Here is a 14134-nt window from a genome sequence, read left to right as displayed (position 1 = left end):
CTCCGGCGGCGGCGTTCAGCGCAGGTTGATCAGCGTCTGCAGCACCTGATCCTGGGTCTTGATGGTCTGCGCATTGGCCTGGTAAAGGCGCTGCGTGATCATCATGTCCACCAGATCCTTGGTCAGATCGACGTTGGATTCCTCCAGCGCGCTGGATTTCAGGTTGCCAAAGTTGCCCGAATTGGGCGATCCGCGCACAGCAGACCCGGCGGCGCTGGTCAGGCCCCAGACGTTGCCGCCCAGCGGCTGCAGGCCCTGCGGGTTGCGAAAGAAGGCCAGCTCGATCTGGCCGGTGGGCTTGAACTGGCCGTTCGAGTACTTGGACATCACATAGCCCTTGGAATCGACCGTGACCTCGGTGAGCTGCCCCGGCGCAAAGCCATTCTGCGACAGCGCCTTGACGCTGAAGGATTCGCCGTACTGCTTCGCGGCAGACATGTTGAGCACCACGCCATTGATAGCACCCGTTTTTTCGGTGTTGTCCGCATTGGTCGTGGCGGGAATGTTGAGGGTAACGTTGCCATCTGCAGGTGTGGCTAGCGAGCCGTCGGCATTGAAAACGATCTGGCTAACGCGGGCAGGGGCGGCAGGAATCGCCGGTGCAGTTCCTGTAGCAGCCACAGCAGCAGTATTGGCCAGCGACACCCCATTCGCCGTCGCATACATATCCCAGGTGTTGGTGCCGGTTTTCTTGAAGTACATGCCCATGTCCACCGGGCGGCCCTGCACGTCAAACACCTGCACCGAAGTGGCGCGGTTGAAGGTGGTCGGGTCGTCGAAGTTGATGGCCGTGGTGTTGCTGGTTTCGCGCGAATCCAGCACATAGTCCATGGAAATCTTGGACGTGACCTGCGGGTTGATGCCCGCTGTCGGCACGGTGATGGGGCCGGTGGCCGGGAGGATGTTGCCGTTGTCGTCGGCCTTGTAGCCGACCAGCTGGGCGCCGTCGTTGTTCAGGATGCGCCCGTCCTTGTCGACCTTGAACTGGCCATTGCGGGTGTAGTTGGTGCTGCCGTTGGGCGCCTGCACCTGGAAAAAGCCCAGGCCCTGGATGGCCAGATCCAGCGGGTTGTTGGTGGGCGTCAGGCTGCCCTGGCTGAACTGCTGGGCGACGGCCTGCAGGCGCACGCCAAAGCCGATCTCGCCCACCCCGTTGCCGCCCAGCGAGGCTGCGTACACGTCGGCGAACTCGCCGCGCGACGACTTGGCGCCGATGGTGTTGGCATTGGCCACGTTGTGACCAATGATGTCCAGATTCTTGCTGGAGGCGGTCAAGCCGGAGAGGCCCTGGTTGAAGCTCATGATGACATCCTTAAGTGAGCGGGAACGGGAAACAGAAGAAGATCAGAAGGGTGCGGCAGAAACGTCTTCAGGACTGGATCAGCTGCACGTCGGCGAAATTGGCCTTGCCGCCGCTGGCCAGGCCCAGCTGCATGCCGGTGGCCGAGACCAGCACGGAATCGACTTTTTCCAGCGACAGCGCCGTGGCGGTGATGGGGGTGTTCTGGTAGCTGGCGCTGACGCGGAATTTGTAACTGCCGTCCGGCGCATTCAGGCCGCCGGGCGGGCTCCAGCTGAACTGGGCGATGCCGGCCTTCTGCGCGCCCAGGTTGACGCTGTCGATGACCTGGCCGTTGCTGCCCAGCACGTCCACCTGCACTGTGTCGGCCGCGTTGTCCAGCTGCACGCCGCCGCGCGCCTCGCCACTGCGCAGCGCCAGCGTGTTGCCGGGCACCGCCACGCTCTTGCCCAGCAGGGACGAGCCCGCCACGCCCTGCGACTGCGTGGACATCGCCGCCATCGTGGCGTTGAGCTTTTCGATACCCGCCACGGTGTTGATCTGCGCCATCTGCGTCGTGGTCTGCGCGTTGTCCATGGGGTTGAGCGGATCCTGGTTTTTCAGCTGCGCCACCAGCAGCGTCAGGAAACGCTGCTGCAGGTCGGCCGCCGTTTTCGGATCGTTGCTGCCGCCCGCCGTGGCGGTGCTGGTCAGGTAACTCAGATCGGTGGTGGGGGCAATCGCCAGGGAATCGGTGGAGGCCATAAAGCGCTTTCTTCAGGATCAGGACGCCATCGCCTGCAGGGTTTTGGACATCATCGAGCGGGCGGTGTTCATCACCTCGACGTTGTTCTGGTAGGCGCGCGAGGCAGAGATCATGTTGGTCATCTCCTCGATCGCGTTGACGTTGCTATAGGTGACATAGCCCTGGGTGTCGGCGGCCGGGTTCTGCGGCTCATAGAGGCGCTTGCCGGGCGTCTGGTTTTCGCTGACGCTGCTCACGCGCACACCGGCTGCCGTGGGGTCGGAGGCGCTCATCAGCGTCGTCTGGAAGACCACCTGGCGCGCCTTGTAGGCCTTGCCGTCGGGGCCGGCCACGGCGTCAACGTTGGCCATGTTGGAGGCCACCACGTTCAGGCGCTGGCTCTCGGCGCTGATGGCGCTGCCGGAAATGCGGAAGATGTTGAACATGCTCATGATGTGACTCAGCCCTGGTTATAGTTGCGCATGGCATCCAGAATGGATTTGCCACTGCTCTGCACCGAGCGCAGCGCGGCCTCGTAGCGCAGCGCGTTGTCGACGAAGCTGGCGCGCTCGCGGTCCATGTCCACGGTGTTGCGGTCCAGGCTATCCTGGCTTTGCAGCGCGTAGGTGCGCACTGCGCTGCCCCCCACCCCGCCGCCCGGTCCACCCAGCGGCATGTGGCCCACCTGCGTCATGCCGCTGGCGGGCACGCCTTCCGAAGGCCGGGCCAGAACGCCGCTGCTGCTGCCCCCGCGCGCAGCGCGCAGCGCGGCCGAGAAATCCATGTCGCGGGCCACATAGCCCGGCGTGTCGGCGTTGGCGATGTTGCTGGCGATCTGCTGCTGGCGCTGGGCCCGCATCTGCAGGGCCAGCGCCTGAAAATCCAGCGATTGCGTCAGGCGGTTGAGCGCACTCATAAGCTTCTCCTTGGGGGCCATTCTGAGCAAGCCAGGCCGGGCCTGAGGGGTGAATAAAGCGGTCTTTCGGCGCTTAATTCCCTGCCCCGCGCTGGGTCAAAATGCCACCATGGCGGCATGAAAATGCTTCCGTTCCCTCGGCGCGCCGGCGCGCTGGCGCTGGCTCTAGGTTCCGGTCTGGGTCTGGCCGCAGCGCCCGTCATGGCGCAGGCGCAGGCCGCTCCCGCCGACATCACGCAGGCGCTGCAGACGCAGCTGGAAACCCTGGGCCGCACCGCCACGCCCGCCATGCCGCCGGGCGCTGCCCGCGTCACGCTGGAGCTGGGCCAGATCGACCCCCGCCTTCGCTTGGCCGCCTGCGCGCGCATCGAGCCCTTCATCCCGCCCGGACTGCGCATGTGGGGCCGCACGCGCATGGGGCTGCGCTGCGTAAAGGGCGACACCGCCTGGCGCATCAGCGTGCCCATCACGGTGCGGGTGTACGCCCCGGCCGTCGTCTATCTGCGCGATCTGCCCTTTGGCGCCACCGTGCAGAGCGGCGACGTGGCGCTGGCCACGGTCGACATCGCCCAGGGCAGCCGCCCCGCGCTGTTCGATCCGGCGGCGGTGATCGGGCGCGAGCTCAAGCAGCCCGTCACCGCGCACGAGCGGGCCGCGGCCGCGCAGCTTCGCCCCCAGGTGTGGTTCCGCGCGGGCCAGACGGTGCGCATTGCGGCGGGCGGCAGCGGGTTTCGCATCTCGACCGACGGCATCGCCCTGAGCGAAGGCCGCCAGGGGGAAATGGTGCGGCTAAAATTGGCCTCGGGCCGACTGGTGTCGGCGCGCGCTGTGGGGCCAGAGCGGGCCGAAGTGATTGATTAAGGCGCAGACAGGCCTCAAGAAACACGGCATAGGCTCCGATAAGCAAGGCAATCCCAGTATCCTGCCCATCTTCGGAGACATGCCATGAAAGTCCAGCCCCTCTCGCCACGCACCCTGACCCCGGCCACCGGCGCAGAAGCCCGTGTCAGCAACGCCGGGCAATCGGTCGAAGCCAGCACGCGCGTGAACATCTCGCAATCGGCCACGCTGATGGACAAATCCAGCACCGACGGCGTCGTCAACATGGACAAGGTGCGCGAGATCGCCCAGGCCATCCGCGACGGCCAGTTCAAGGTCAACCCCGAAGCCATTGCCGACAAGCTGCTGGCCAGCACCTCGGAAATGCTGTCGGCGCCCCAATCCCCCCACTGATCCCCCTGATCGCGGCCTGACCGTTGCAGGGCTTTTTTGAGACCGCCATGACGCCCTACACCTCGCCCCGTCCCCAGAATGCCGAAACGGCCCTGCGCCTGCTCGAGCAGGCGGTGCAGACGCTGCAGCGTGCGCTGGAAGGCGGCGAGGCTGCCGCCGTGGCGCAAGCCAGCCAGCGCCTGCAGATGGATCTGAAATCTGCGGTGTCGCAGCTGCTGCCGCAGGCGCAGCAGGCGGGCGGTCTGACACCGCCGCAGCGCCAGCGCCTGGTGGCGCTGCAGCAGGCCATCGCGCGCCAGCGCGAACTGGTCGCCCGTCTGGGCGCGCACCTCAGCGACGCCATGGAACTGCTGCTGCCCCTGCCCAACGACCCAACCTACCGCACGCGCATCGAAAAGCATCTGCCCGTGCCGCAGGTGCCGCGTCCCGAATCGCGCCGCCCGGTCAGCAACGCCATCGAAACACCCTGACGGGTTCTGATCCGCCCCTGATCAGCACACGGCGGACTGCCCCGCCGCAGGCCCGCCCGAAGACGCGGGCGTATCCCCCAGCACCTCGGCCAGACAATTCACCAGCCCCTGCCCGGCAAACCGCGCCAGATCCTCGCTGAGCACCAGCGGCGGCATGGCGTAGACCGTCCCGCCGATCGGGCGCAGCAGCAGCCCGTGGCGGCGCCCGGCCAGGTGCAGGCGCTCGGCAAAACGGGCGGGCAGCACGGCCGCATCCAGATCAAACGCCGCGATGGTGCCGATCTGGCGCGGGTGGCGCACGTGCGCCGCCCAGCGAGGATCGGTGAGCGCGGGCTGCATCAGCATCTCCAGCCACTGCGCCTGCTGCGGCCACAGCGCACGCATCGCGCCCGACTGCAGCCGGTCCAGCACCGCCAGCGCCGCCGCGCAGGCCAGGGCGTTGCCCGTGTACGAGTGCGAGTGCAGAAAGCCCCGCGCCACCTCCTCGTGCCAGAAACCCTGATAGACCGTGTCGGTGCACAGCACCAGCGACAGCGGCAGAAATCCACCCGTGATGCCCTTGGACACGCACAGGAAATCGGGCCAGCGGTCGGGTTCATCGCCCTCGTCCTCGTGATAGCCCTTGTGATGGCCCTCGTGGCTGTGCTGCCAGGCCCAGATGTGGCCGGTGCGGCCGCAACCCACGGCGATCTCGTCGGCGATCAGGTGGACCTCGTGGGCGTCGCACAGCGCCCGCGCCTGGCGCAGGTATTCGGCGTCGTACATCGCCATGCCGCCCGCGCACTGCACCATGGGCTCCAGAATCAGCGCAGCGATTTCGCCCCGGTGCGCCTCCAGCAGCTCGGCCAGCCCCTGCGCGGCGCGCAGGGCGACATCGCGGGCGCTCTCGCCGGGCTGGGCGTGACGGGCGTCGGGGCTGGGCGCCACCAGCGCGGGGCGCAGCAGCGGGCCGTAGGCCTCGCGGAACACCGGCACGTCGGTCACGCCCAGCGCGCCCAGGGTCTCCCCGTGGTAGCTGCCCTGCAGGCAGACAAAGCGGTCCTTGCCGCTGTGCCCCCGGTTGCGCCAGTAATGGACGCTTAATTTCAGGGCGATCTCCACCGCCGAAGCGCCGTCGCTGGCGAAAAAGCAGTGGCCCAGCGCGCCGCCCGTGGTCTGCGCCAGGCGCTCGGCCAGCGCCACGGCGGGCTCGTGCGTGCAGCCCGCCAGCATGACGTGCGGCAGCGTCTGCAACTGGCGTGAGATGGCCTCAGAAATGCCCGCATCTGCGTGCCCGAACAGGTTGACCCACCACGAGCTGATCAGGTCGGCATACGCCTGGCCCTGGTCGTCATACAGCCAGGCGCCCTGCGCCCGGGCAATGGGCAGCGGCGGGACGCGATCGAGGCTGTGCATCTGCGTGCAGGGATGCCAGACGGCGGCGCGGCTGCGGCGGGCCAGGGGGCGCTGCGCGGCGTTCTGGGTATCATTTGGGGGATTGACAGGAAGATGATTCATAGTAGTAGTTCGGCAAAAAGATTCAGGGGCATCATAGCCCGGACAGTTTCTTCACAACTCACCGCTCCTGCAACATTGGCGCATACAGCATTTACGCTTACCTTTGTTTACCCGAGTGAATGACGAGGTTTACAAAAAACGGGCACACTGCGTGGCGTTGATACCGATTTCTTAAGTATCAATTCCCTCACTTAAAAGGATAATCCTCATGAACACAATCAAAAAACTCTCTATCGCCGTGGCTCTGACTGCTGTTGCCGCTACATCGGCTTTTGCCCAGAGCGCTGCTGCCCGCGCTGATGCAATGGGCAAGCCTGCAGAAGGCATGATGATGCATCATGACGCCATGGGCAAAATGGACAAGATGAAAAACGAAAAGCTGAGCCTGGCGGCCAGAACGGCTCGCGAACTGGCTGATCCCAGCCGTGACAGCACGATGTAATTGCATTATTGATGCAACAGAAAACCCCGCATATGCGGGGTTTTTTTATAGATTAAAAATACCTGGAAGAAATCAGTACAGCTCCACCGCCATCGCTGTTGCCTCGCCACCGCCGATACACAGGCTGGCCACACCCCGGCGCCCGCCATGCTGGCGCAGGGCGCCCAGCAGCGTGACCAGAATGCGTGCGCCCGACGCGCCAATGGGGTGGCCCAGCGCGCAGGCGCCGCCGTGACGGTTGACACGATCCTCATCCAGGCCCAGCTCGCGCACGGCAGCGAGGGTGACGACGGCGAAAGCCTCGTTGATCTCCCAGGCGTCGACATCGGCCACGCCCCAGCCGACCTGAGCGAGAAGCGCCTGCATGGCGCCCACCGGCGCGGTGGTGAACCAGCCTGGCGCACGGGCGTGCGTGGCCTGCCCCAGCACGCGGGCCAGCGGGCTGAGGCCCCGGCGGCGCGCTTCGCTGTCCCGCATCAGCACCAGCGCCGCTGCGCCGTCGGAAATGCAGCTGGAGTTGGCTGCCGTCACCGTGCCGCCTTCGCGGAAAACGGGTTTCAGGCGGGGAATCTTGTCCAGATCGATCTGCGCCACGGTTTCGTCATGGTCCAGTGTGCGGGCCCGCGCGCCGCTGCCGCTGGTCACCGGGACCAGTTCCGGCGCGAACCAGCCGGATTGCGTCGCCAGGCGGCCGCGCTCGCCGGAGCGCCGCGCCCAGTCGTCCTGCTCCTGGCGGGTGAAACCGAAATGCGTGGCGCAGTCTTCGGCGAAAGTGCCCATCAGGCGGCCCCGGTCCTGCACGCTGTAGGCGTCTTCCAGTCCGTCCAGAAACATGTGATCCAGCATCTGGCCGTGGCCCAGGCGCTGGCCGCCGCGCGCTTTGGGCAGCAGGTAGGGTGCATGGGTCATGGATTCCATGCCACCCGCCATCATCACCGCGTGGCGGCCCAGCAGCAGGTCGTCCACGGCCAGCATCACGGCTTTCATGGCCGAGCCGCAGGCCTTGGTGATGGTCGTGCAGCCCACCGAATCGGGCAGACCGGCCAGCAGCGCCGCCTGGCGCGCGGGCGATTGCCCAAGACCGGCGGTGAGCACGCAGCCCATCAGCACCTCGCCGACGTCGGCGGCGGGCACGCCGCTGCGCGCCAGCGCGTCCTGCAGCGCGATGCCGCCCAGTTGCGGCGCGGTCTGCGCCGACAGCGCGCCCTGGAAAGCGCCCATGGGCGTGCGCACGGCGGACACGATGACCACCGGATCAGCCTCGGTTTCGCGCTGGAAAACGGTTTGGGTGGGTTTTGAGGGTTTTGACGACATTTGGAATCCTTTCACCGCATCGGGCGGATGTTCTTCAGACGATCAGCGGGCATTCATGCGCACGGCGCCATCCAGACGGATGGTTTCGGCGTTCAGGTAACGGTTCTCGCACAGGTGCATGACCAGGTCAGCATACTCGTGGGCCTGGCCCAGGCGCTGCGGGAAGGGGATGCTGGCGGCCAGCGCGTCCTGCACGTTCTGCGGCATGCCCTGGACCATGGGCGTCATGAATATGCCCGGCGCGATCGTCATGACGCGGATGGCGTGACGCGCCAGTTCGCGCGCCACCGGCAGCGCCAGACCCGCCACGCCCGCCTTGGACGCCGCGTAAGCCGCCTGGCCGACCTGGCCGTCAAAGGCCGCAACCGAGGCGGTGTTGACGATCAGGCCGCGCTCGCCATGGGCGTCGGGCGCGTTGCGCGCCATGGCCTCGGCGGCGCAGCGCAGCACGTTGAAGGTGCCGACCAGGTTGATGTTCACCGTGCGGGCGAAACGCGCCAGGTCATGCGCGCCTTCCTTGCCCACGACCTTCTCGGCCGGGGCGACGCCCGCGCAGTTCACGGCGTGGCTCAGGCGGCCAAAGCGCGCCACCGTTGCGGCCACCGCAGCCTGCGCCTGGCTGGCGTCGGTCACGTCCAGCGCATGGAAGGCGACGCGGTCGCCGTACTGCTGCGCGAGCCGCTCCGCCTGCGCCTGGCCGGCCTCTGCGGCGATGTCGGCCAGCATCACGCGGTGACCCTCGGTCAGGGCGCGCTCGGCCGTGGCCAGGCCCAGGCCTGAGGCGGCACCAGATATCAGAAAAACACGGGTCTCGTTCATGAAAAGTCTCCAGTTGGGGGGTGTTGCAGGGGCGGCTGGCGCGACGGCGCTCTTAAAAACACAGGGATGTCATTGATACATATTGCCGAAGTGATGAATATTTTTTCTCATTGATTGTGACTTTTTAGGCATTCTTTAGGAAAATCTGATCTGTTTTTCACCAGCAGTTCCGGCGTTTGATCCTGGCCGGGCCCGACAGAATGGGCCACGGATTCGGATCAGGCCCGATTCTGAACCCCCGGCCCAGGGGAGTACAGCCGCAGGCACAGGCTGCGCTGGCGGGCTAGTCTTCACCTCCCCAGTATCTCGAAACCGGATGGCTCATGGAACAGCTCGAACGACCCGCAACGATAGCGCCCTGGCGGCGCCTGATGCGGTTTCTCGTGCCGTTCGGCGTGATGGTCCTGCTGCAGCTGGCGCTGACCTTCGCCGCCCTGCAGCTGGTCTCCGGCACCCGCGCTTTCACCACCGCCGAGAGCGCCTGGTCCAACGGCGCCCGCGCCTCGGTGCTCTATCTGAAGAAATACCTGCACACGCGGGATCCTTACCACTATGCCAACTTCCGCAAATCGCTGCAGGTGGCGCTGGATGGCAATGCGGCCAAGGCGGCCATGGACCGCCCCGAGCCCGATTGGGACGTGGCCGAAGCGCACATCCGGGACATGGGCATCGAGGACCAGGACGTGCGCCAGATCGCGCGCATGTACCGCCTCTTCGGCCAGAGCCCGACGCTCGCGCCCGCGCTGGCGCAGTGGGAGGATTCGGTGCCCGTCATCAACCGCATACGCCGTCTGGGCCTGGAATCGCGCGACTGGGCGCTCAGCAGTGAATCCAGCCTGAGCGAGCAGATGCGCCTGGACCGTCAGGCCAGCGTGCTGCGCGCCGAGCTGCAGGTGTACTCCGACCGCTTCTCAGGCGAAATCACCCGCCTGGCGGCCTTCAGCGAGAACACCATGTACGCACTGATCTGCTGCAGCTGGTCGCTGATGCTGGTCACCGGCCTGATTTACGCCCGCCGCCTGGTGTGGCGCGTGTGGCGCGTCGAACACCAGGTGCAGCGCGCACAGGACCGCTGGCGTCACGCCGTGGAAGGCGTGAACGACGCGCTGTGGGAGCTGGACGTGAAAACCGGCGCGCTGACGCTGTCGGGCAGCTGGTATGTGCAGCTGGGCTATGAAGCGCCCGCCCATGAAGCGCCCGGCCCGGCCGACTGGCTGCGCCGCGTTCACCCCGAGGACAGAGTGCTGCTGCTGCGCACCTGCAACCGCCTGCTGCGCAGCCCGAACCAGAAGCACCCGGCCAGCGTGGAAACCCGCATGCGCTGCGTGGACGGCAGCTGGCGCTGGATCCTGACCCGCGCCGCCGCCGTCGAACGCGACAGCCGGGGCCGCGCCACGCGCCTGGTGGGCACCAACTGCGACGTGAACGGCAAGCGCCTGCAGGACAACCAGCTGATGTTCATGGCGCACTGCGATCCGCTGACGGCCACGCTCAACCGCAGCACCTTCCTGGCCCGGCTGGACAGCGAAACCCACTGTCGCACTCGCAGCGGCCAGCCTTTTGCCCTGGTCCACCTGGACATCGACCACTTTCGTGATGTCAACGCCGACTACGGCACCGGCGTGGCCGACGAACTGCTCAAGCTCATCGCCGTGCGCCTGCAGGGCCAGCTGGGCGCCGACTGCGTGCTGTCGCGGGCGGGCGGCAACGAGTTCCGCTGCCTGATCAGCGATCCGGGCCCGGGCCTGACCGCGCGGCTGGAGCGCCTGCGCACCAGCATGGAGCTGCCTTTCAGCATCCAGCAGATGGGCGTGCACATCACCGCCTCGATCGGCAGCGCCTGCTTCCCGGCCGACGCGCAGGACAGCGCACGGCTGCAGACCCTGGCCGAGATCGCACTGGCCGCGGCCAAGGCGGCGGGCGGCAACACGCACCGGCCTTATGACGTCAGCCTGCTGGAGCGCATCCAGCGCGAGAAAGCGCTGCTGGCCGAGCTGCGCCGCGCAGTCGAGCAGCGCGATTTCTCCATCGCCTATCAGCCCATTGTCGACACGCGCACCGGGCGCATGGTCAAGGCTGAGGCGCTGGTGCGCTGGCTGCACAGCGAGCGCGGCGAGATCCAGCCCGGCGAGTTCATCGCCCTGGCCGAAAACCACGGCCTGATCGGCGAGATCAGCGAGTGGGTGTTCCAGCAGGTGATGCGCGATCTGCCGCTGCTGCGCCAGTGCCTGGGCGAGGATTTCCAGGTCTCGATCAACAAATCAGCGCGCCAGTTCCGCCAGAACTACGCGGGCAGCAACACCGACTGGGCCAGGCACCTGTCGCAGTCGCACCAGGGCGGCAACGTCTGCATCGAGATCACCGAAAGCCTGCTGATGGACGCCAGCGAGGAGGCCCAGCTCATCCTGGGCACCTACCGTGAGGCGGGGGTGGAAATATCGCTGGACGATTTCGGCACGGGCTATTCCTCGCTGGCCTACCTGAAGGAGTTCCAGATCGATCTGCTCAAGATCGACCGCGCCTTCGTCAGGAACCTGCAGCCCGATTCCAGCGAGCTGGCGCTGTGCGAGGCCATGATCGTGATGGGCCACAAGCTGGGCATACGCATCATCGCCGAGGGCGTCGAGAACGCGATGCAGCAGCGCCTGCTGTGCGAGGCCGGCTGCGATTACCTGCAGGGCTACCACTTCAGCGCCCCGCTGCCGCTGCACCGCCTGATCGAGTGGGCGCGCCACCAGAATGCCGGGGCCGCCAGCCCGCTACTGGCCCCGGCGCTGAGCCTGGCGGCCTGCGCGCAGGTGGCCGGAGCTTCAAGGCGGCTTGGGTTTTTTGTGCAAGAGTCGATAAACAGGCAGACCGCCGGGCTGATCGGTGCCACAGAGCGCCCCAGTCCCGCCTAAGATGCCAGAGCCTTCCTGCATGCCCCCCATCACGCCGTCCACCATGTCCATCGCCTCCAGACTCCGGGAAAGACACGAGCCGCTGCGTCGGCTGGTGGTCTACATCATCCCTTTTCTGGTGGTGATGGTGGTCCAGCTGGTCGTCAGCCTGCAGGGCCTGCAGACGATTTCGGCGGCGCGCGCCTTCACCAGCGGCGAGAGCCTGTGGTCCAAGGGCCAGAAGAACGCTTTCATCCACCTGAGCAACTACCTGGACACGCGCAGCCCGCGCGATTTCGAGGCCTTCGAGCGCAGCATCGAGATTCCCATGAGCGCCTCGCTGGCCAAGGAAGCGCTGGATGCCAGCCCGCCCGACCTGCGCACCGCGCGCTACCAGCTGCTGGCCATGGGCCTGCAGGCCCAGGACGTGGACAACGTCATCACCACCTACCTGCGCTACAGCCAGCTGCCGCTGCTGCAGCGTGCCGTGTCGCTGTGGCAGAGCACCATCCCGGCCGTGCGCCACACCGTGGTGCTGGGCCGCGAGATCCGCCTGCGTGTGGACAACGGCCAGCTCGATCCGCTGACCCGCGACCTGTACGCCTCGCGCGTCAACAACCAGCTCGTGCACCTGCAGTACCTGTCCAGCCAGTTCTCTTTCGAGCTGGGCAAGGTCTCGGTTGAGGTGCAGAACGTCATCGTGCGCCTGACGCTGGGGCTGTGGGTCTTCCTGTTCCTGATGGGCGTGACGCTGTCCTACCGACAGATTTTCCGGGGCTACCAGAACGAGCAGACCGTCATCAAGAACCAGGAACGCTGGCGCTTCGCGGTCGAAGGCACCAACGACGCGATCTGGGACATGGACGTGCGCACCGGCGTGTGCTTTCTGTCGCGGCGCTGGCACCAGCAGCTGGGCTACCCGGAGCGCGATTCCGAAATCGATCCGCGCGGCTACGAGCTGTGGAAGCAGCTGCTGCACCCCGAAGACCGCGACGAGACCATACGCACCATGGAGAACTTCATGGCCGCGCCGCAGAAGCACCTGCGCATGGAGTACCGCATGCGCTGCTTTGACGGCAGCTACAAGTGGGTGCTGACGCGCCTGAGCCCGGTCGAGATTGATCCGGCCACCGGCCATGTGCAGCGTGTCATCGGCACCAACACCGACATCCACAACCGGCGCACGGCCGAAGAAAACATCCGCCAGCTTGCGCTGTTTGACCAGCTCACCGGCCTCTTTAACCGGGTGTCGTTCTCGGAGGCGCTGGCCAGCCGCCTGCAGCTGCCGCAGGCGCGCCAGCCCTTTGGCCTGCTGCACCTGGATCTGGACGGCTTCAAGGACATCAACGACGACTGGGGCCAGAAGGTGGGCGACCAGCTCTTGCGCCAGGTGGCGCTGCGCCTGCGCAACCTGCTGCAGGCCGACGACGTGCTGGCGCGCATCAGCGGCAACGAGTTCCGCATCATCCTGACCCACGCCGCCTCTCCCGCCCAGGTCAGCCAGACGGTCACGGCGCTGATGGCCAAGCTGGGCGAGCCCTTCTCGATCCAGAACGAGATCATCCACACCAGCGCCTCGGTGGGTTCGGCGTTTTATCCGCAGGACAGCCAGGACGCCGAAAGCCTGCAGGGCCAGGCCGAACAGGCGCTGTCGCACGCCAAACAGAACGGGCGCAACCGCCACGAGGCCTTCGACCCCGCCATGCAGCAGGAGGCCCGCGAGCGCCGCCTGCTGGCCACGCAGCTGCGCGAGGCCGTGGTGCGCGAGGAGTTCTTCCTGGTCTACCAGCCCATCGTGTCGCTGCCCACCGGGCGCGTGCACAAGGCCGAGGTGCTGCTGCGCTGGCGGCACCCGGTGCGCGGCCTGGTCAGCCCGGCCGAGTTCATCCCCGCCGCCGAAGATTCCGGCCTGATCGTGCGCATCGGCCAGTGGGTGCTGGAGCGCGCGCTGCACGATCTGGACAGCCTGCGCGAGCGCGTCAGCGATCATTTCCAGGTCTCGGTGAACAAATCGCCGCGCCAGTTTGCCAGCGACGCGCAGCACAAATCGCCCTGGGAAGACATCCTGATGGCGCGCCACCGCGGCCTGAACCTGTGCGTGGAAATCACCGAAAGCATGCTGATGGAAGTCAGCGGGCCGTCGCGCGAAAAGCTGATGCGCTTTCGCAACATGGGCATCCAGGTCTCGCTGGACGACTTCGGCACGGGCTATTCCTCGCTGGCTTACCTCAAAGAATTCGACATCGATTACATCAAGATCGACCGCGCCTTCGTCAAGAACCTGAGCCCCGATTCCAACGACCAGGCGCTGTGCGAGGCCATGATCGTGATGGCGCACAAACTGGGCATGAAAGTCATCGCCGAAGGCGTGGAGACGGCGCTGCAGCGCGACATCCTGCAGGCCGCCGGCTGCGACTACATCCAGGGCTTTTTTTACAGCAAACCGCTGGTGCTGGACGAGTTCCACGCCTGGGTCGCCGGCCACCACGCCCGTCTGGCCCAGATCAGCCCGGCACCCCACCCGGCCGCCTGAGCGACTG

General features: G+C 66.4%; 13 protein-coding genes. 6 read left to right on the top strand and 7 right to left on the bottom strand.

Features of this window, described 5'->3' with window-relative positions:
- Positions 1-15: 15 nt before the first annotated feature.
- The 4 genes from flgE to flgB form a co-directional block, all read right to left on the bottom strand.
- Positions 16-1302 carry a flagellar hook protein FlgE gene (gene flgE / locus RV045_RS05240; protein WP_423234724.1) on the bottom strand — a complete coding sequence of 429 codons (1287 nt, stop codon included), beginning with the start codon at positions 1300-1302 and terminating at the stop codon, positions 16-18.
- A 67-nt stretch (positions 1303-1369) separates the two neighbouring features.
- Positions 1370-2044, bottom strand: coding sequence for a flagellar hook assembly protein FlgD (locus tag RV045_RS05235; RefSeq protein ID WP_423234723.1), 675 nt, complete (start codon positions 2042-2044; stop codon positions 1370-1372).
- 18 nt (positions 2045-2062) lie between these two features.
- Entirely contained in the window at positions 2063-2476 is a 414-nt protein-coding gene (gene flgC / locus RV045_RS05230) for a flagellar basal body rod protein FlgC (protein WP_423234722.1), read from the bottom strand.
- Between the two features lie 8 nt (positions 2477-2484).
- Positions 2485-2940 (bottom strand): flagellar basal body rod protein FlgB, encoded by a 456-nt coding sequence (gene flgB / locus RV045_RS05225; protein ID WP_423234721.1) that lies wholly within the window; start codon positions 2938-2940, stop codon positions 2485-2487.
- Between the two features lie 123 nt (positions 2941-3063).
- Here flgB and flgA point away from each other — a divergent pair, with 123 nt between their 5' ends.
- The 3 genes from flgA to RV045_RS05210 all read left to right on the top strand — a co-directional run bounded on the left by flgA (position 3064) and on the right by RV045_RS05210 (position 4643).
- Positions 3064-3801 carry a flagellar basal body P-ring formation chaperone FlgA gene (gene flgA / locus RV045_RS05220; RefSeq protein WP_423234720.1) on the top strand — a complete coding sequence of 246 codons (738 nt, stop codon included), beginning with the start codon at positions 3064-3066 and terminating at the stop codon, positions 3799-3801.
- Between the two features lie 84 nt (positions 3802-3885).
- Positions 3886-4173 (top strand): flagellar biosynthesis anti-sigma factor FlgM, encoded by a 288-nt coding sequence (flgM, locus tag RV045_RS05215; protein ID WP_423234719.1) that lies wholly within the window; start codon positions 3886-3888, stop codon positions 4171-4173.
- Positions 4174-4220: 47 nt separating this feature from the next.
- Positions 4221-4643: a hypothetical protein gene (locus RV045_RS05210; RefSeq protein ID WP_423234718.1), complete on the top strand. Its 423-nt coding sequence runs from the start codon at positions 4221-4223 to the stop codon at positions 4641-4643.
- 21 nt (positions 4644-4664) lie between these two features.
- Here RV045_RS05210 and bioA read toward each other — a convergent pair whose 3' ends face one another.
- Complete coding sequence (bioA, locus tag RV045_RS05205) at positions 4665-6140, bottom strand: adenosylmethionine--8-amino-7-oxononanoate transaminase (protein ID WP_423234717.1); 1476 nt, start codon at positions 6138-6140, stop codon at positions 4665-4667.
- 208 nt (positions 6141-6348) lie between these two features.
- Here bioA and RV045_RS05200 point away from each other — a divergent pair, with 208 nt between their 5' ends.
- Positions 6349-6582 carry a hypothetical protein gene (locus RV045_RS05200; protein WP_423234716.1) on the top strand — a complete coding sequence of 78 codons (234 nt, stop codon included), beginning with the start codon at positions 6349-6351 and terminating at the stop codon, positions 6580-6582.
- Between the two features lie 72 nt (positions 6583-6654).
- Here the strand turns inward: RV045_RS05200 and RV045_RS05195 are convergent, their stop codons facing one another.
- Together RV045_RS05195 and RV045_RS05190 are read right to left on the bottom strand one after the other, a co-directional pair.
- Positions 6655-7896 carry an acetyl-CoA C-acyltransferase gene (locus tag RV045_RS05195; RefSeq protein ID WP_423234715.1) on the bottom strand — a complete coding sequence of 414 codons (1242 nt, stop codon included), beginning with the start codon at positions 7894-7896 and terminating at the stop codon, positions 6655-6657.
- A gap of 42 nt (positions 7897-7938) precedes the next feature.
- Positions 7939-8715 (bottom strand): SDR family NAD(P)-dependent oxidoreductase, encoded by a 777-nt coding sequence (locus tag RV045_RS05190; RefSeq protein WP_423234714.1) that lies wholly within the window; start codon positions 8713-8715, stop codon positions 7939-7941.
- 323 nt (positions 8716-9038) lie between these two features.
- Here RV045_RS05190 and RV045_RS05185 point away from each other — a divergent pair, with 323 nt between their 5' ends.
- On the top strand, positions 9039-11615 hold the full coding sequence (locus tag RV045_RS05185; RefSeq protein WP_423234713.1) for a putative bifunctional diguanylate cyclase/phosphodiesterase: 2577 nt from the start codon (positions 9039-9041) through the stop codon (positions 11613-11615).
- 19 nt (positions 11616-11634) lie between these two features.
- Complete coding sequence (locus tag RV045_RS05180; RefSeq protein WP_423234712.1) at positions 11635-14127, top strand: putative bifunctional diguanylate cyclase/phosphodiesterase; 2493 nt, start codon at positions 11635-11637, stop codon at positions 14125-14127.
- Positions 14128-14134: the final 7 nt, after the last annotated feature.

The organism is Amphibiibacter pelophylacis, from assembly GCF_037688875.1.
GTDB lineage: Bacteria > Pseudomonadota > Gammaproteobacteria > Burkholderiales > Burkholderiaceae_C > Amphibiibacter > Amphibiibacter pelophylacis.
This window is presented reverse-complemented; position numbering and strand designations above follow the sequence as displayed.